The organism is Streptomyces sp. YPW6 (genome assembly GCF_018866325.1).
GTDB lineage: Bacteria > Actinomycetota > Actinomycetes > Streptomycetales > Streptomycetaceae > Streptomyces.
In genome coordinates this window covers 1,360,494-1,378,824 of record NZ_CP076457.1, presented here as the reverse complement: position 1 = coordinate 1,378,824, position 18,331 = coordinate 1,360,494, and the positions used below count along the sequence as shown (strand labels likewise).

At 72.9% G+C, this 18,331-nt stretch carries 14 protein-coding genes; 10 read left to right on the top strand and 4 right to left on the bottom strand.

From position 1 onward, the window contains the following. Positions 1–49: 49 nt before the first annotated feature. A complete protein-coding gene (locus KME66_RS06005) occupies positions 50–1,462 on the top strand; it encodes a hypothetical protein (RefSeq protein ID WP_216319807.1) in 1,413 nt (470 codons plus the stop codon). Between the two features lie 264 nt (positions 1,463–1,726). Here the strand turns inward: KME66_RS06005 and KME66_RS06000 are convergent, their stop codons facing one another. After that, positions 1,727–2,272: an ABATE domain-containing protein gene (locus KME66_RS06000; RefSeq protein WP_216319804.1), complete on the bottom strand. Its 546-nt coding sequence runs from the start codon at positions 2,270–2,272 to the stop codon at positions 1,727–1,729. A gap of 105 nt (positions 2,273–2,377) precedes the next feature. On the opposite strand from KME66_RS06000, the gene KME66_RS05995 reads away from it, so the two are divergent. Then, complete coding sequence (locus KME66_RS05995; protein WP_216319801.1) at positions 2,378–2,677, top strand: hypothetical protein; 300 nt, start codon at positions 2,378–2,380, stop codon at positions 2,675–2,677. Between the two features lie 400 nt (positions 2,678–3,077). On the opposite strand, the gene KME66_RS05990 is transcribed toward KME66_RS05995, so the two are convergent. Next, the gene (locus KME66_RS05990) at positions 3,078–4,538 is read right to left on the bottom strand and encodes an aminopeptidase P family protein (protein WP_216319799.1); all 1,461 of its coding nucleotides are present in this window, start codon (positions 4,536–4,538) and stop codon (positions 3,078–3,080) included. Positions 4,539–4,866: 328 nt separating this feature from the next. Here KME66_RS05990 and KME66_RS05985 point away from each other — a divergent pair, with 328 nt between their 5' ends. The 7 genes from KME66_RS05985 (at position 4,867) to KME66_RS05955 (ending at position 14,339) form a co-directional block, all read left to right on the top strand. Then, on the top strand, positions 4,867–6,513 hold the full coding sequence (locus KME66_RS05985) for an ABC transporter substrate-binding protein (RefSeq protein WP_216319797.1): 1,647 nt from the start codon (positions 4,867–4,869) through the stop codon (positions 6,511–6,513). A 20-nt stretch (positions 6,514–6,533) separates the two neighbouring features. After that, a complete protein-coding gene (locus KME66_RS05980) occupies positions 6,534–7,505 on the top strand; it encodes an ABC transporter permease (protein ID WP_216319794.1) in 972 nt (323 codons plus the stop codon). Next, positions 7,502–8,488: an ABC transporter permease gene (locus KME66_RS05975; RefSeq protein WP_216319791.1), complete on the top strand. Its 987-nt coding sequence runs from the start codon at positions 7,502–7,504 to the stop codon at positions 8,486–8,488. Before KME66_RS05980 ends, KME66_RS05975 begins: the two co-directional genes overlap by 4 nt. 20 nt (positions 8,489–8,508) lie before the next feature. Continuing rightward, entirely contained in the window at positions 8,509–9,579 is a 1,071-nt protein-coding gene (locus KME66_RS05970; protein WP_216329106.1) for an ABC transporter ATP-binding protein, read from the top strand. Next, positions 9,576–10,610, top strand: a complete 1,035-nt coding sequence (locus KME66_RS05965; protein ID WP_253208241.1) for an ABC transporter ATP-binding protein — start codon at positions 9,576–9,578, stop codon at positions 10,608–10,610. Before KME66_RS05970 ends, KME66_RS05965 begins: the two co-directional genes overlap by 4 nt. Positions 10,611–10,881: 271 nt before the next feature. After that, a complete protein-coding gene (locus KME66_RS05960; protein ID WP_253208566.1) occupies positions 10,882–13,143 on the top strand; it encodes a M9 family metallopeptidase in 2,262 nt (753 codons plus the stop codon). Positions 13,144–13,280: 137 nt separating this feature from the next. Continuing rightward, complete coding sequence (locus KME66_RS05955) at positions 13,281–14,339, top strand: vWA domain-containing protein (RefSeq protein WP_216319788.1); 1,059 nt, start codon at positions 13,281–13,283, stop codon at positions 14,337–14,339. A gap of 103 nt (positions 14,340–14,442) precedes the next feature. Here KME66_RS05955 and KME66_RS05950 read toward each other — a convergent pair whose 3' ends face one another. Next, positions 14,443–15,090, bottom strand: coding sequence for a LysE family translocator (locus tag KME66_RS05950; RefSeq protein WP_216319778.1), 648 nt, complete (start codon positions 15,088–15,090; stop codon positions 14,443–14,445). Positions 15,091–15,261: 171 nt separating this feature from the next. Here KME66_RS05950 and KME66_RS05945 point away from each other — a divergent pair, with 171 nt between their 5' ends. Continuing rightward, positions 15,262–16,605 (top strand): PLP-dependent aminotransferase family protein, encoded by a 1,344-nt coding sequence (locus KME66_RS05945; protein WP_216319774.1) that lies wholly within the window; start codon positions 15,262–15,264, stop codon positions 16,603–16,605. 92 nt (positions 16,606–16,697) lie between these two features. On the opposite strand, the gene KME66_RS05940 is transcribed toward KME66_RS05945, so the two are convergent. Then, positions 16,698–18,224 carry a cryptochrome/photolyase family protein gene (locus tag KME66_RS05940; protein ID WP_216319771.1) on the bottom strand — a complete coding sequence of 509 codons (1,527 nt, stop codon included), beginning with the start codon at positions 18,222–18,224 and terminating at the stop codon, positions 16,698–16,700. Between the last annotated feature and the right edge of the window lie 107 nt (positions 18,225–18,331).

Genomic DNA, 18,331 nt, shown 5'->3' with positions numbered 1-18,331 from the left:
GCCGCGCCAACGATGAACATCCACCGATCCGAAGATCACTGGAGTCCGCATGTCCCTGTGGGAGATCCTGGCCGTGCTCTGCGCCGCCGCACTGGCCCTGACCCGTTGGCTTCCGGCCCGGGTGAGGCGCCGCGCGTCACTCGTCGCCGCCGCGGCGGTGATCGCCACGACGGCGGTGGTGCTGGCCCTGGGGGCGCGCTGGCGGATGGTGCCCGTCCTCGCCGGCGCCGGAGTCGTGCTCCTTCTCGTCGTGGTGGCGCTGCTGCGGCAGCGTGCCGGGCGTCCGGTCCGGCGGCTGTCGTGGTGGATGGCCCTGCCGGGCACGGCTGCCGTGCTCGCGGTGATCGCCGCCGGCCCGCTGGCCGCCTGGGCGCTGCCGACACCGGTGTTCCCCGAGCCCGCCGGCCGGTTCGCGGTCGGCACCACCGTGATGGAGTGGTCCGACCCCGAGCGCCCGGAGACCTTCACCGCCGCCCCCGACGACCGCCGCACCGTACCGGTCCAGCTGTGGTACCCGGCGCGGCCGGACCGGGCGGACGGGCAGCCGTCCTACAACGGCGCCCGTACGCCGCAGGAGGCGGCGGAGGTCCAGAACGCCCTGGCCGACTCCTTCGGCATACCCCGCTTCCTGGTCTCCGACGTGGCGCGGGCCCGCACCGCTGCCGTGTTCGACGCCCCGGTCGCCCCGGGGGCCGGACGGTTCCCGGTGATCGTGTTCTCTCCGGGGCTGTCGGGAGTGCGTACGTCCAACACCGTGCTGGCGCAGGAATGGGCCAGCCGCGGCTACGTTGTGGCGACTCTGGACCACCCGTACGACGCGGCCCTCACCTTCGTCGACGGCCGCCCCGTCCGCAGCCGCAACAAGGAGACCGTCACCGAGGACAGGCGGAAGGAGGCGCGGTACGTCAAGGACAACGTCGACCTGCGCGCGGCCGACTTCGGGTTCGTCCTCGACCAACTGGAACGACTCGACCGGGGGGAGATCGCGGGGCCGCTGGCCGGGCGCCTGGACACGCGGCGGGCCGCGGCGGTCGGGCACTCCCGCGGGGGCGCGGCCGCGCTGGCCGCGGCCCGGGATTCCCGCTACCGGGCGGTCGTGAACATCGACGGCGGCCTGCGGGACGCGGGGGTGCGGCCGTTCGGTCAGCCGGCCCTCGCCATCACCAGCCCGGTCTCCGTGGAGGAGAACGCCGATTACGTTCCCGACCTCGACCGCGTCCTGGGGCGCGGTGAGGAGACGAACTACCGCCTCGACATCCCCGGCACCGGGCACCTCTCGTTCACCGACGCCGCCCTCTACTTCCCGCCCCTGCCCTCCCTCGTCGGCACGGTCGGACGCTCCGAAGGGCTGCGCGTCACCGCGGACGCCACCACCGCGTTCCTGGACTCCGCGCTCCGCGGGCGTGCGAGTGGTCTGCCCGGTCTGCTTCGCGCATACGGCGACCTCACCGTCTACGAGTAGGTCCGCCCCGACCCCGATCTGATCCCGATCAGACAGCAGTCACCCTGAGGGCTGCGCGCTGTTGTCACGCATTTAGTCAGCCAAAAGCATTGATGAATCTTGCTATGGGGCCATATGTGGCTCGTGCGGCTCGTGCGGCTCGTGCGGCTCGGCAAGGGGGGCCGCGCGGCGCCGCGCGCCCCCCTTCGCCTCGTCGGCGGTGAGCTGCGCGGCGCGTGACGGCGGGAGAGGTGCGCGCCGGTCCGCGTGACGGCGGGCGGGGCGTCAGTCCGCGCGCCGCCCGCCGCGCCGGGCGGCGCGCGCCCGGTTGCCGCAGCCGATCGAGCACCACGCCTGGTCCCGCCTGCGCGCGAGGAAGAACATCCCGCAGCTCGGTGCCGGGCAGCACCGCAGCCGCGCCTGCTCCGGCCCGGCGGCCAGGACGAGCGCCTGCCGGGCGACCGCGGCGGCGGCCGGCCCGCCGGCCTCCTCCTCCGCGAGGCGGCCGGCGTCGTCCACCCGGAAGGTCACCGGGGCCCGCGCGGCCAGCGCGTTGAGGCGCGCCCTGGCGGGCCCCGGCAGCGGAGCCTGCCGCGCCGCCGCGTCCAGAACCCCCCTGACCGGGGCGCGCAGCTCCGTCAGGTCCTGTGCGGGCAGGTCGGCGAGCTCCCGGTCGCACGCCTTCTCCCGCCAGCACGCGAGCAGCCCGGAGTCGGTCAGCAGGTCGATGTCCGCCCCCGCCGGTCCGGCACCGACGACGACGGTGTTGGCCAGGTCCAGGACCGGCTGCTCGCCGATCCACGGCATCGCGCGCACGTTCTTGAGGGACATGTCGCCAACCTACCGGACACACGGATTCCCTGCCGCGAATCCGTGATAGCTTTCATCACGGATTTGGCAATCTGAATCCGTGAAACGACGAGTGAAGGAGCTTGCATGAGCACGACTGTCGAGTACGTCCGTTTCGCCTGCGCCGACCCCGACCGACTCGCCGCCCACCGCGACACGCTGATCTCGCTCCTGCGGGAGCGGTACGGAAGCGACTTCGTCGGCGCGCACCTCGCCCGGTGCGAGGACGGCTCGCTCCTCGACCTGATCCTGTGGGCCTCCCCGGAGGCCGCCGAGCGCGCTGCGCGTGAGATGCCCGGCGATCCCGCCGCTGCCGGGTTCTTCGGCCTGATCGGCGAGGTCCACGAGATGCGGCACGCCGAGATACTGCACAGCGCCCAGCAGTGACCGGCCGGCGCCGGCGCCGCACTCGACCGCTCCGGGCGAGTGTGCGGCCGGCGCCGCTTTCGTCCCCGCCCCGATCCGCCGGGGTCTTCCGCCGTCGCCGGGATCGAGGAGGGGGGGCGGCGGTCTCGACGAACAGGCCGTCATGGCCCCGGGGTCCGGGGTCCGGGGCCCTCGGCTCGCGACGCCACCCCCGGGTCACCCCCTGACTGCGGGGCGCCGGCGCCGGACCCGGGATGCGTGGACCGGCGCCCCGCCCCGCTGCCCGGCCCACCTCCGAACGGCCGCCGTCCCTCGCCGCGGCCGCGTGGCCCCGCCGCGGCAGCATGGTCGCCGCCCCCGCAGCCCCGCCGCGTGGTCGCCGCCCCCCCGCCGGGGCGCGCATGGTCGCCGCCCCTCGCCGTCAGCCGTCCAGGAGGCGGGCCATCCACTCCTCGACGCCGCCGACCGTACGGGGCAGCGCCCCCGAGAGGAGTTGCGCGCCGTCGGCGGTGATCACGAGGTCGTCCTCGATGCGCACGCCCATGCCGCGCAGTTCGGGCGGCAGTGTCTCGTCGTCGGGCTGGAGGTAGAGCCCGGGTTCGACGGTGAGGACGTGGCCCTCCTCCAGGACGCCGTCGAGGTAGGTCTCCGCGCGGGCCCGGGCGCAGTCGTGCACGTCGATGCCGAGCATGTGCCCGCTGCTGCACAGGGTGTAGCGGCGGTGCAGACCGCTGTCGTCGGCGAGCGCCTCCTCGGGCGTGACCGGCAGGACGCCCCAGGCGTGCAGCCCTTCGGCGATGACGCGCATGGCCTCCCGGTGGAAGTCCCGGAAGCGGGCGCCGGGCCGCAGGGTGGCGATGGCGGCCTCCTGCGCGGCCAGGACCAGTTCGTAGACGTCGCGTTGGGCCGGTGAGAAGCGGCCCGAGAGGGGGAGGGTGCGGGTGATGTCCGCGGTGTAGAGGGTGTCGGTCTCCACTCCCGCGTCGAGCAGGAGGAGTTGGGACGGCGACAGCGGGCCGTCGTTGCGGATCCAGTGCAGGACGCAGGCGTGCGCACCCGCCGCCGCGATGGTCTCGTAGCCCGTCCCGTTGCCCTCGGTCCGGGCGCGCAGGTTGAACACGCCCTCGATCCGGCGCTCCCCGCGCGGATGGCGCAGGGCGTCGGGAAGAGCGCGCACCACGTCCTCGAAGCCCGACGTGGTGTGGTCGACGGCCAGTTGGAGCTGACCCACCTCCCACGGGTCCTTGCGCAACCGGAGTTCGGCGAGAGTGGCGTCCAGCTCCGCGCCCCCCGTCGGGGTGTGGGACCGCTCGGGCAGCAGGCCGTCGACCTGGAGGTCGACGCCGGCGAGCAGGCGGGTCGGCGGCTGCGGACCGGCGAGCAGCCCCGGCAGCTCGTCCAGGTGGGCGCAGCGCAGCCCGGTCAGCGCCGCCGTCTCGTCCAGGTCGGGCCGGCGGCCGACCCAGAACTCGCCGTAGCGGCGGTCGCGGTAGAACCCGCTGGTGTCGCGCGGGGAGCGGGGGCGGATGTGGAGCACCGCCTCGTGGCCGTCGGGGCCGGACGGTTCGAGGACCAGGACGTGGTCGGGCTGTTCCTCGCCGGTCAGTCCGGTCAGCCAGGCGTAGGCGCTGTGCGGGCGGAAGCGGTGATCGGTGTCGTTCGAGCGGACCTTGAGCGTTCCGGCGGGTATGACCAGCCGCTCGCCGGGAAAGCGCGCCGACAGCCGCTGTCGCCGGCCGGGCAGCAGTGTGTGGCCGGGCACCCGTGTGCCGGCGGGCAGGGGGGAGGGGGCCCAGCCGGTGGCCATGAAGGCGTCCAGGGCGTCCGGGACCGGCAGATCGTGGCTGCCCGTGTGCGGTGGGACCGGGGGCATGGAGGTCATGGGGCTCCTTCGGAGGGTGTGCCGGGGAGTGCCAAGGCGGTCGGGCCGGGGGCCGGTGGGCCCGCCCTGCGGGACACGTTTCGGTAACGGGACGGCAGACTCCTTGGCTGTGCAATTTCACATTACTATGTTACGGGTCACATCGTGTGGCGCTGGAGCACATCCCGGCCCGCGTCCGCCTCGCGTTCCGCACACACTCGCCCTCCGGGCCGCCCGCCGCCCGGAGCACCACGTCCGCCCCGGACCGTTCCTCTTCCTTCCGCCGCCGGCCCGCGCGCCGCCGGCGGCGCCCCTTCCCGGACCGATGTCCCGTATCGAGGAGTGCCCCATGTCCCGTCGCAGCCGTGCGCTGTCCGTATCCCTGAGCACCTCGCTGGCCCTGGCCCTGCTGGGCGCCTGCTCCCCGCAGGGAGGTGACGACCGCGGCCCGCGAGCGCGCCGCCCCGGTGTGGCGACCGGCACCGTCATCGGCGGTACGCCGGAGCGCGGCGGCACCCTGACGGTGCTGTCCAACCAGGACTTCGCCCACCTGGACCCGGCCCGCAACTGGGTCATGCCGACCATGGACTTCGGCACCCGGCTGATCTACCGCACCCTGACCACCTTCCGGGCCGCGCCCGGCCGGAAGGGCAGCGAGGTCGTCCCCGATCTCGCGACCGACCTCGGCAGCTCCTCCGACGGCGGCCGCACCTGGACCTTCACCCTGAAGCCCGGCCTGGTCTACGAGGACGGCACCCCGATCCGGTCCCGCGACATCAAGTACAACGTCGAGCGCTCCTTCGCCCCGGACCTCGCCGGCGGCCCCGACTACGCCCAGCGCTATCTGGCCGGCGCCGAGGGATACACCGGACCACTGGACGGCGAGCACCTCGACTCGATCCGCACCCCCGACGACCGGACCATCGTCTTCTCGCTGCGCAGGCCCGTCGCGGAGTTCTCCTCCACGGTCACGCTGCCCACCTTCTCGCCCGTGCCCGCGTCCCGGGAGAAGGGCGTCCAGTACGACCTGCGGCCCTTCTCCTCCGGGCCGTACCGCATCGAGAGCTACGCCCGAGGCAAGAAGCTGGTGCTCGGCCGCAACCCCCACTGGGACGCGGCGACCGACCCGGTGCGCAAGGCGTACCCCGACCGCATCGTGGTGATCCAGGGGCTCAAGGGCGGCCAGATCGACGACCGGATCATCGCGAGCACGGGCGCCGACGCCTCCGCCGTAGCATGGTCCGACCTGCAGCCCGCCAGCGTCGCCAAGGTCCTGCCGAGGCCGGAGGTCCGGCAGCGGCTCTCCGCCGAGCGCACCGGCTGCACCGACATGCTCGCGCTGAACACCTCCCGGGCGCCCTTCGACGACCCGAAGCTCCGTCAGGCGATGCGGTACGCCGTCGACAAGCAGGCCCAGGTCACCGCCAACGGCGGGCCCGCACTCAACGACATCGCCACCGCCTATCTGCCGCCGTCCCTCACCGGCGGCCGCGCCGCCGATCCGGTCCACACCGGGCCGGCCACCGGGGACGTGCAGAGGGCCGGGAAGCTCCTCGCCGAAGCGGGCAGGGGCGACGGCTTCGACACGACGATCTACTACGACACCATCGGCGATACCGCGGCCGCTCCCGACATGGCCATCAGCGGCTGGTGCCCGGACTACCCGTCCGCCGCCACCTTCCTGCCGTTCGTCTTCGACGGCCGCACCATCAAGGCCAAGGGCAACCAGGGCAACGTCTCCCAGTTCCGCGACAAGGCCGTGGAGCGCCGCATGGACGAGATCGCCGCGATGCCCGACGCGACCGCCGCCGCGCAGGCGTGGAACGCGCTCGACCAGGAGATCCAGCGCAAGGCCCCGGCGATCGAGCTGCTCTGGGAGCGCAAGCCGCTGCTCGTCGGCGACAACGTCGCCGGAGCCTTCGGACACCCCTCCTGGACCGGTCAGTTCGACTTCGCGGTGATCGGTCTGAAGGACCCGTCCCGGAGCCGGGGCTGAGAGGGCGGGGACGTACTCCCATGCGTATCGCCGACGCCCCGGACACCGGACCGGGCGGCGCCCCGGCTCCCGGCGGAGACGGAGCACCCGCCCTGCCCGCCACCGGCCGCCGGACCACCTGGCGCCGCCTGTGGGGCGACCCCGGCAGCCGGGCCGCCCTGACCGCCGCCGCCCTGCTGGTCCTGATCGCCCTCACCGCGCCGCTGCTCAGCCGACTGGGCGGCTGGTCGCCCACCGCCTTCGACGCGAACGCCGTCGACCCCTACCTCGGCGGCCTGCCCCGCGGCGCCCTCGGCGGCATCAGCGCCGAGCACTGGCTCGGCGTCGAGCCCGTCACCGGCCGCGACCTGTTCGCCCGCGTCGTCCACGGTGCCCAGGTCTCCCTGCTGATCGCCTTCGCCGCCACCGCGATCGTCGTCGTCACCGGCACCGCCGCGGGCATCGCCGCCGGCTACTTCGGCGGCCGCGTCGACACCGTACTGAGCCGGCTGATGGACCTCACCATGTCCTTCCCCTCGCTCATCTTCATGATCGCGATGATGTCGGTGGCCCAGGACGTCAACCGGGTCGTGCTGATGACCGTCGTCATCGGCGTCTTCGGCTGGCCCGGCATCGCCCGCGTGGTGCGCGCCGAGGCACTCTCCCTGCGCCACCGCGAATTCGTCGAGGCCGCCCGCGCCTGCGGAAGCGGCCCCTGGCGGATCCTCACCCGGGAGGTGCTGCCCAGCGTCTCCGGGCCCGTCATCGCGTACACCACCCTGCTGATCCCCGGAATGATCAGCACCGAGGCCGCCCTCAGCTTCCTCGGGGTGGGTGTGCGTCCGCCCACCCCCTCCTGGGGCCAGATGATCGCCGAGGCCGTCGCGTACTACGAGACGGACCCCCTGTACTTCGTCGTCCCCAGCGTCTTCCTCTTCGTCGCCGTGCTCGCCTTCACGGTCCTCGGCGACGCCCTGCGCGACATCCTCGACCCCCAGGGAGGCCGGCCGTGATCGCCTACCTGGCCCGCCGGCTGCTCGGCGTCGCCGGCGTCCTGTTCGCCATCTGCGCCGTCACCTTCGTCATCTTCCACGTGCTGCCCGCCGACCCCGCCGCCGCGGCCTGCGGCAAGACGTGCAGCCCCGAACGGCTGGCGGAGGTACGCCACTTCATGGGGCTCGACCAGCCGCTGTGGCGTCAGTTCGGCGACTACCTCATCGGCATCTTCGCGGGCCGAGAGCTGGGCAGCGGCCCCCACGCGATCCCGTGCGGCTTCCCCTGCCTCGGCTACTCCTACGAGAACGCCCTGCCGGTGTGGGACCTGCTGACGGACCGGCTGCCGGTCTCCGTGTCGCTGGCGTTCGGCGCCGCCTGTCTGTGGCTGGTACTGGGAGTGGGCGCCGGCGTGACCGCGGCCCTGCGCAAGGGCGGACCGCTCGACCGCACCCTGATGGTCGGCGCGGTCGCCACCGCCTCGCTGCCCGTCTACTTCACCGCGGTGATGCTCCTGTACGGGCTGGTCCGGCTGACCGGGCTGCTGCCCTATCCGTCCTACGTCCCCCTCACCGACGACCCGCCGTCCTGGGCGGCCAACCTGTTGCTGCCCTGGGTGGCCCTCGCTCTGCTCTATGCCGCCATGTACGCCCGGCAGAGCCGCAGTTCGATGATCGAGACGATGGAGCAGCCCTACATCCGGACCGCTCGTGCCAAGGGCCTGCCCGCCCGGACCGTCGTGGTCAAGCACGGACTGCGCTCCGCCTTGACGCCCGTGCTCACGCTCTTCGGCATGGACCTCGGCGCGCTGCTGGCCGGGGCGGTCATCACCGAGTCCATCTTCGGCATCCCCGGGGTGGGCCGGCTCTTCTACGACGCCCTGCAACGCTCCGACCAGCCCGTCGTCCTCGGCGTCACGCTGCTCGCGGCCTTCTTCATCGTGGCGGCCAACGTCGTCATCGATCTGCTGTACGCCGTCGTCGACCCGAGGGTGAGGAACTGACCGTGCCGCCCACCACCACCGTGCCGCCCGGCTCCAGCACCGCGCCGGACCACCCCCTGCTGCGCGTCGAGGACCTGCGGGTCGCCTTCGACACCCCGGCCGGAGCCGTCCAGGCCGTCGACGGGGTCTCCTTCACCGTGGCGGCCGGCCGCACCCTGGGGCTGGTCGGCGAGTCCGGCTCCGGCAAGTCGGTCACCTCCCTCGCCGTGATGGGCCTGCACCGCCGGGCCCGGGTGAGCGGATCGGTCACCCTCGCCGGACAGGAACTCATCGGCCTGACCGACCGCCGGCTCGGCCGGCTGCGCGGACGCCGGATGGCGATGGTCTTCCAGGACCCGCTGTCCGCGCTGCATCCCGCGTACACGGTCGGCGAACAGATCGCGGAGGCCCACCGCCACCACTTCGGCAGTGCCCGGCGCGTCGCCCGCAGACGGGCCGTGGAGATGCTCGGCGAGGTCGGCATCCCCGAACCGGCCCGCCGGGCGGGGGAGTACCCGCACCAGTTCTCCGGGGGCATGCGGCAGCGCGCCGTGATCGCCATGGCACTGTCCTGCGAACCCGACCTGCTCGTCGCCGACGAACCGACCACCGCGCTCGACGTCACCGTCCAGGCCCAGATCCTCGAACTGATCGCCCGCCTCCAGCAGGACCGCCGACTGGGCGTCCTGATGATCACTCACGATCTGGGGGTGGTGGCGCGCGTCGCCCACGAGGTGCTCGTCATGTACGGCGGACGTGCCGCCGAACAGGCCCCGGTGGACGCGTTGTTCGAGAGCCCCGCCCACCCCTACACCCGCGGCCTCCTGGACTCGCTGCCCCGCCTGGACGACCCCGACGACGCACCCCTGCGCGCCATCCCGGGCTCCCCGCCGTCACCGGCCGAGCCGCGGACCGGCTGCCCCTTCGTCCCGCGCTGCCCCCGGGCCGCCGCCGCCACCGCCCCGGAGCGGGCCCGTTGCGCGGGGGAGAGCCCCCGGCCCCGGGGCGTACCCGGCGACGGCCGGCTGGTCGCCTGCCACCTGCCCCTGCCGGCCGCCCCGCACCCCGGTCCGCCCGGCGGCGCCCCCGTACCGCCCGAGGAGGCCCGATGAATGCCCCGCACTCCAACTGCTCTCCCTCGCCGATCCGTTCGTCCGGGATCGGCGGGGCGCCGCCCCTGCTGTCCGTACGCGGGCTGGTGAAGACGTTCCCCGGCCGCCGCGTCCTGGGCCGTGCCGCCGCGCCCGTCCGCGCGGTGGACGGCGTCGATCTGGAGCTCGCCGCGGGGGAGACCCTCGGCCTGGTCGGGGAGTCGGGCTGCGGCAAGTCGACGACGGGCCGGATGCTGGTCCGGCTGCTGGAACCCACGTCCGGGACCGTCGAGTTCGAGGGGCGCGACATCACCCACCTGTCCCCGCGCGCGCTACGGCCCGTCCGGCGGCGGCTCCAGATCATCTTCCAGGATCCCCACGCCTCCCTGAACCCGCGGCGGACCGTCGCCCGGATCATCGCCGAACCCCTGTTGGTGCAGGGAGCCACCGCCCCGGCCGCCCGGGAGCGGGCCGCCGAACTGCTCGACCTGGTGGGCCTGCGCGCGGAGCACCTCGACCGGCACCCGTACCAGTTCTCCGGCGGGCAGGCCCAGCGGATCGGCATCGCCCGCGCCCTGGCGACCGGCCCCCGCCTGATCGTCGCCGACGAGCCGGTCTCCGCGCTCGACGTGTCCGTACAGGCTCAGGTCGTCCATCTGATGGGCCGTCTGGGGGCGGAGCTGGGGGTGTCGTTCCTCTTCATCGCCCACGACCTGTCCGTCGTGAAGCGGGTGTGCGACCGGGTGGCGGTGATGTACCTGGGCCGCGTCGTCGAGATCGGCGACAAGCGTGAGCTGTACGACGAACCCGCGCACCCCTATACGCGGGCGCTGCTGTCGGCGGTTCCGCTGCCCGATCCGGCGGCCGAGCGCCGCCGCGAGCGGATTCTCCTGCTGGGCGACCCGCCGAGCCCCGCCGCACCGCCCAGCGGCTGCGGCTTCCACCCGCGCTGCCCCAAGGCACAGGCGGTCTGCCGCACCGAGCGGCCGTTGCTCCGTGTCGTGGGCTCGGGCGCGCGCACCGCCGCGTGCCATTTCCCCGAGACGGGCTGAAGGGGCAGCGGATTTCCGGCCACGGGTCTTCCTTGTGATGTGTGACCTGTGCCATGGTACATGTCACAGGTCGTGGACATGCCGAGTTCGGGCGTCGACCCCACTCGCCCGGCCGACAGCACGGCATGACGCCATCCCCGAGCCGCGCCCTGGTCATCCCATCGGTCACGCGAACGCGTGCCCCGATCCCTCATGGGAGGAAAACAACGTGAGAACCACACTCGTCCGCCGAGGTGTGGGTGCCGTTCTGCCGCTGGCTCTGGCCGGGGCGATGGGCGTCGCGCTGCTCGCGCAGCCGGCCCAGGCGCAGCCGGACTCCCCTTCGGCCGCCACGGCATCGAACGCGTCGCAACCGGTCCGCCCCGCCGGACCGGCCGACCCCGCGCCGCAGGCGCAGCAGTCCTCCGCACCGGACACCGGTCACCGGGCCGAGGGGCGGCTATCGGTGTCCCAGCTCCCCCCGCTGAGCGCCGACAAGTCCGCCCTCAGGGAGGCGTACGGCGACCAGGAAGCCCCGAAGCGGCAGGACACCGTCCGGAAGCCCTCGGCCCAGGCGGCCGCCGCGTGCGACCCGGCCGACTTCACCGGCCGCACCGGCGCCGAACTGGTACGCCGGATCAAGGCGTCCACCCCCGACTGCGTGAACACGCTGTTCGGTCTCACCGGCAACGACGCCCGACTGGCCTTCCGTGAGGCCCAGATGGCCACGGTGGCGTACGCGCTGCGCGACAACTCCGCCTACTACCCGGGCGACGGGAGCACCGGCACCCCGCAGCTCGTGCTCTACCTCCGGGCCGGGTACTACGTGCAGTGGTACAACCCGGACGCCGTCGGCCCGTACGGCAGCGCCCTGCGGACCGCCATCCGCTCAGGTCTCGACAGCTTCTTCGCGAGCCCCCGGTCGCGCGACGTCACCGACGAGAACGGCGAAACGCTGTCCGAGGCGGTCATCCTGATCGACAGCGCCCAGGAGAACGCCCGCTATCTGCACGTCGTCAAGCGGATGCTGGCGGCCTACGACTCCTCCTGGAACGACTTCTCACGGATGCTCGCCGCGGTCAACGGCGTGTACACGGTGACCTTCCGGGGCCACCAGGTGCCGGAGTTCGTCAGCGCCGTCGAGGCGGACCCGGCCGTCCTCGACTCCCTGCACCGCTTCGCCGCCGACCACCTGTCGCTGCTGGGCGGCGACCACGCGTACCTGACCTCCAACGCGGGACGGGAGCTCGGCCGCTTCCTCCAGCACCCGAGCCTGCGGGCCGAGGCCCGGCCCCTGGTCACCGACCTGCTCGGCCGGAGCTCCATCACCGGCCGCACCGCCCCGCTCTGGGTGGGCACTGCCGAGATGGCCGACTACTACGACCGCTCCAACTGCTCGGCCTACGGCGTCTGCGACCTCCAGGAGCGCCTCAAGCGGGAGGTCCTGCCGGTCCGTCACACCTGCAGCCCCTCCATCCGCATCCTCGCCCAGCAGATGACGTCCGCCGAACTGAGCGCGTCCTGCACCAGCCTCATCGAGCAGGACGCCTTCTTCCACCGGATCGCCAAGGATGACGGTCCGGTCGCCGACGACCGCAACACCAGCATCGAGGTGATCGCCTACGACTCCAGCGCCGACTACCAGACGTACGCCGGCGCGATGTACGGGATCGACACCAACAACGGCGGCATGTACCTGGAGGGCGACCCCTCCGCCGAGGGCAACCAGCCCCGCTTCATCGCCTACGAGGCGGAGTGGCTGCGGCCCGACTTCCACATCTGGAACCTGAACCACGAGTACACGCACTACCTCGACGGCCGCTTCACCATGTACGGCGACTTCACGGAGAACATGAGCACCCCCACCGTCTGGTGGGTGGAGGGCTTCGCGGAGTACATCTCCTACCACTACCGGGGCGAGCCCTACACCGCGGCGATGACCGAGGCCGGCAAGGGCACCTACGCCCTGAGCACCCTCTTCGGCACCGACTACAGCCACGGCACCACGCGGGTGTACCGCTGGGGCTACCTCGCCGTGCGCTACATGCTGGAGAAGCACCCCGCCGACATGGACACGGTGCTCGGCCACTACCGCACCGGCCGGTGGGCGGCCGCCCGGACCCACCTCACCAGCACCATCGGCACCCGGTACGACAGCGACTTCCGGACCTGGCTGGCGGGGTGCGCGGCCGGTGACTGCGGCGACGGCTCCACCACCCCCGTCTCCGAGTGCACCGACCCCGACACCCGTGTCCTGGGCGAGAACTGCCGGCGCAGCGGCCTGACCGCCACCACCGGCAACTACGCCTACCACTACCTCTACATACCGGCCGGCACCGAACAGCTGAAGATCACCGTCAGCGGCGGCACCGGCGACGCGGACCTCTACTACAGCGGCACCGGCTGGGCCACCACCGCCTCCCACACCAGCCGCGACACCGGTCCGGGCAACACCCACACCCTGACCGTCACCGACCCGCCCGCCGGCGCCAACTACATCAGCCTGCACGCGGCGAGCACCTTCGCCGGAGCCACGCTCACGACCGCCTACTGATCCGCCCACCGCACCCTCCGGCCGGGGCCGGGCGCCACGCGCGCCCGGCCCCGCTGTCAGTGCCTCCCCATAGAGTCGAAGACGTCGCCCGGGGAACCCCCGGGGGGTTCGGGGAACACCGGAGAGGGAGCACAGCCATGTCCGCCAACAGGATCCAGCACAAGGTGAATCACGTCGCTCTGGTCGTGGACGCCTCCGGTTCGATGTACCAGCACCAGCACCAGCTGATCCGCGTCGTCGACGAGTTCGTGGCGGGGCTGAAGGCCGAGTCGGACAGCCTCGGCCACGAGACCCGGATCAGCCTCTACTCCTTCGACCACCGGGTGGAGAACCTGGTCTGGGACATGGATGTGAAGCACCTCCCGTCGATGCGCGGGCTGTACAAGGTGAACAACGGCGCCACGGCTCTGATCGAGGCCTCGCTGAAGTCCCTGGACGACCTGGACCACATCTGGGAGGAGTACGGAGAGCACAGCTTCCTCCAGATCGTGGTGACGGACGGCGAGGAGAACGCCTCCGGCGGCGACCGCCGCCACGACGGCGACATGACCATCCTCGGCCCCTGGCTCGACCGGATCACCGCGAAGATGAGCGGGCTCCCGGGGCACTGGACCTCCGCGATCCTCGTGCCGAACTCCCTGGCCAAGCGCACCGCGCAGAACTACGGCTTCCCGGCGGGCAACATCGCGATCTGGGACGCGGACTCCCAGAAGGGCGTCGAGGACGCGATCGGCACCGTGCGCGCCGCCGCCACCAGCTTCCTGCGCGGCCGCGAACAGGGCGTGCGCGGCACGAAGAACCTGTTCGCCGTCGGCCAGGACATATCCGTGGACGACGTGCGGGCCACCCTCGAACCGGTCCCCGCCGACAAGTACCGGCTGCTGAAGGTCGACCAGGAGACGGAGATCCGCGCCTTCGTCGACTCGCACCCGGGCGTCACCTACGAACGCGGTTCCTGCTACTACCAGTTGGGATCCCGCGTCCAGGTGCAGCCCGACAAGGAGGTCATCGTCGTCGAGAAGGACACCGACCGCGCCTACGCGGGCGAGGCGGCGCGCAACCTCCTGTTCGGCGCCGGAGTGCGCGGGACCGTCTCGGTGAAGGCGGGCAACAACCCCAAGCTGGAGGTGTACGTCCAGAGCCGTTCGGTGAACCGGAAGCTCAAGGCCGATACGCGCCTGCTCATCATGCTCTGAGCTCCGGAGCGTCCCCGGCCCCGGGGCACTCCCCGGCCCCGGGCGGACCTCTCGCAGCGGGCGGGACTGCGGCGGCGGACGGTCGCCCGCCCGGGACGGTCGTTCAGCCCGAGGCCGCGGGCGCCGAGGTGTCCGTCGCGACCGACACGGCGAGCAGGCCCAGAGCGGTCCCCATCAGACAGCGCTGGGCGCGGAGCCAGGAAGGGCGCCGGGCGAGGAAGACGGCGATGCTGCCCGCCGCGAGGACGATGCCCAGGTTGACGGTGAGGGCCACCACGATCTGGACCGATCCCAGCAGAAAGCCCTGGAGGAGCACGTCTCCCGCCTCCAGGCTGATGAACTGCGGGATGAGGGAGAGGTACATGATGGCGATCTTCGGATTGAGCAGGTTCGTCATCAGACCCATGCCGAACAGCCTGCGCGCGGAGTCGTGCGGCATCTCCCTGGGCGCGAAGACCGGGACGCCCCCGGGCCTCAGGGCGGTCCAGGCCAGATAGGCCAGGTAGCCGGCCCCGGCCAGTTTCACCGCCACGTAGAGCTCGGGCACTGCGAGGAAGACCGCCGACAGACCGAGATTCGTGGCCACCAGATAGACCAGGAAGCCCACGGCCACACCGCCGAGGGAGACCACCCCCGCGCGTCGCCCCTGGGTGATGCTCCGGGAGACGAGATAGATCATGTTCGGACCCGGGGTGAGCACCATGCCCAGGGCGATCATGGCGACGCCCAGCACCCCGCTCGGCTCAACCATGTCCGCCCACCGCTCCGTTCACGGGGGAGCCGGACGGCCCGGCCCCCTGCGCGCCGACCGCATCGCTCGGTGCAATCGGAGTCTAGGTTCGCCTTTCGCGTCGGTTCAATAGCGGACATTGCACTCGGTGCAATGCTGTGCTTCGATGCAGCCGACCGAGGAGGTGAAGCCGTGCGGGACTTCCGCTCCGTCGCGGACACCGTGGCGGAGGAGATCGTGTCCGGTCGGCTCGGACCGGGGGAACGCCTGCCTCCGCAGCGGGAGTTCGCCCGGCGCCACGCGATCGCCAACTCCACCGCCGTCCGTGTCTACCAGGAGCTCGCCCGCCGCGGCCTCACCGTCGGCCAGGTCGGGCGCGGCACGTTCGTCGCGGCCGCGCCCGGTGCTCCCGTCCCGGCCCCGGCCCTCTCCGAGCCCGCCGCCCACCGGGTCGACCTGGAGCTCAACCACCCCGTCGCCCCCGAACAGGCCGGGCTGCTCGCCGAGGGCCTGGAGAAGCTGGTGCGCTCCGACGACCTGGAGTCGGTGCTCCGCCCGGTCGGACCCGCCGGGACGCCAGCCGCCCGCGAGGCAGCCGCCGATCTCCTCGTACGCGCCGGTGAGCGGCCCGATCCGGCACGTGTCCTGTTCGCCGGGAACGGCCGGCAAGCCCTCTCCGCCGCTGTCGCCGCACTGACCCGGCCCGGCGCCCGGCTGGGCGTCGAGGAGTACACCTATCCGGTGCTCAAGGCCGTCGCCGCCCGGCTCGGCGTCACCCTCGTACCGCTGGCCATGGACGAGGACGGGCTGATCCCGGAGGCGGTGGAGGAGGCGCACCGCGCCGAACCGCTGCACGCCGTCTACGTCCAGCCGGTCCTGCACAACCCGCTGTCGCTCACCATGCCCGCGCGGCGCCTCGACCACCTCGCCGACGTGCTGCTGACCTCGGGGATCCACGCGGTCGAGGACGCTGTCTGGGCGTTCCTCCGGAACGACCTGCCGTCCCTCGCCTCGCGGGCCCCTGGGCGCACCGTCCTCGTCGACAGCCTCTCCAAACGGCTCTCCCCCGGCCTGTCCCTCGGGTTCGCCGTGGTCCCCGCCGCACTGGAGGACCGGGTCACGGCGGCCGTGCGCTCCGGTGGGTGGACGCTCATGCGGTTTCCCCTGGAAGCGATGGTGCGGTGGCAGGAGGACGGTGTCGTCGCCGCGCTCGTACGGGCCAAACAGCGGGAGGCCGGTGCGCGGCAGGAGATCGCGCGACGCTGCCTCGGCGGCTTCCGCACCCGCAGCGACCCGTCCTCCTACCACCTCTGGTGGGAGCTGCCCGCACCCTGGCGCTCCGACACGTTCGTCGCCGCCGCCGCGCGGCACTCCATCGCGGTGACCCCGGCCGCGGCGTTCGCCGCAGGCCGCTTCCGCGGCCCGCACGCGGTCCGCCTGGGGCTGGCGTCACCCACCCAGGAGGTGCTCGCCCGGACCCTGTCGACCCTCGCCTCGCTCGCCCGGTCCGCTCCGGACGATTTCGCCGAGGACTGAGACCGCGGGCCCCAAAACCGGCCCCGGGCAGGTGCCCGGCCGTTCGTGCCGGCGTACGGGCGCACGCCGCGTCGCCGGGGCCGCCCGTCTGCTCAGGGCGCCTTGTCGCCGCGCTCCGCGACCTCGTTCAGCAGCCCGTCGAGGTCCTTCAGCCGGTCCAGGCCCTTGACCGCCCTGGCCATCCGGTGGTTGGCGCTCAGGGACTCGCGGTGCCGGTGCAGGAAGGCCCAGTAGCCCGCCGTGTACGGGCAGGCGTGCTCGCCGGTGCGGTCGGTGGGACGGTAGGCGCAGGGCCCGCAGAGATCGCTCATCTTCTTGATGTAGGCGCCACCGGAGGTGTACGGCTTGGTCGTCATCCGGCCGTCGTCCGCGTACTGCGACATGCCGACGACATTGGGCAGCATCACCCAGTCGTAGCCGTCGACGAAGCACCGGTGGAACCAGTCGGTCACGGCGGCCGGGTCCCAGCCGTCCTGGAGGGCCCGGCTGCCCAGCACCATCAGCCGCGGGATGTGGTGGGTCCAACCGGTGTCGCGGACCTGGGCCAGCACGGTGGACAGGCAGCTCGCGGTGACGGCGTCGGCGTCCAGGTCGAGGAACCAGTCGGGCAGCGGAGCCCGGTGGCGCAGCGCGTTGCGGTGCCGGTACTCCTCGCCGAAGTGCCAGTACAGCTGCCACACGTACTCCCGCCAGCCGGCGATCTGCCGGACGAAGCCCTCGACGCTGTTGAGCGGCGCTTCGCCCGCGCGCCACGCCTGCTCGGCCCGGTCGACGCACTCGGCGGGGTCCAGGAGCCCCAGGTTGAGCGGGACGGACAGCAGGCTGTGGCTCATCACGGGATCGGCCGCGAGCATGGCGTCCTCGTACTGTCCGAAGTCGGCGAGGCGGTGGGAGACGAAGCGCCGCAGAGCGGCCAGCGCCTCCCGGCGGGTGACGGGGAACCGGCGGGGGCCGTCGCGACCGACGAACGTGACCTCCCCGTCCCGCTCCCAGCGGTCGAGATCCGCGCGCACCTCGTCATCGATCTCGTCCTCGTGCGGGCGGTAGGGCGCGGGGACGTCCAGGGTCTGCGCGCCCCGGGGCGGCGGCTCGCGGTTGTCGTGGTCGAGGTTCCACGTTCCGCCGGCCGGCGCGTCACCGTCCATGAGCAGCTCGTGCTCCCGGCGCACCCACCGGTAGAACCCCTCCATCCGCAGCCGGTCGCCCCCGTGCTTCTCCGCCCATGCCCCGAACTCCTCCTGGGCCAGGAGGAATCCCCGGGCCGGAAGCACGTCGATGCCGTCCCGGGCGGTCACGAAGTCCAGCGCGGCACGTGAGGTCGGGTGGCAGACCGTCAGACGTCCGCCCTCGCCGCCCCCGTCGCCGAAACCAGCCTCCGCCAGTCCTTCGGCGTAGGTCCCGGCCCGGACATAGCGGACCCGGTCGCCCAGTTCGGCCGCCCGGTGCCGCATCGCGGAGAGGACGAGGTGGGCCTTGGCCCGGTGGAAGCGGCGCCGGCGCAGGACGGACCGGGCCTCGATCATCAGCAGCGGGGCGTGGGCGTCCGGGCCGCCGTGGCGCGGGTCCAGGAAGTGGGGGCCGAGCTGGTCCCCGAAGAGCCAGTGGGTGCGTGGTGCCATGAGGTGCCTCTGTCCTGCCGTGGGAGGTCCCGCCCCCGCCACGCCAGGGAGCGCGAGGACGCCTCCTGCGACGCTAGGGAGGGCGGGGACGGCTCCCGCGACGCCAC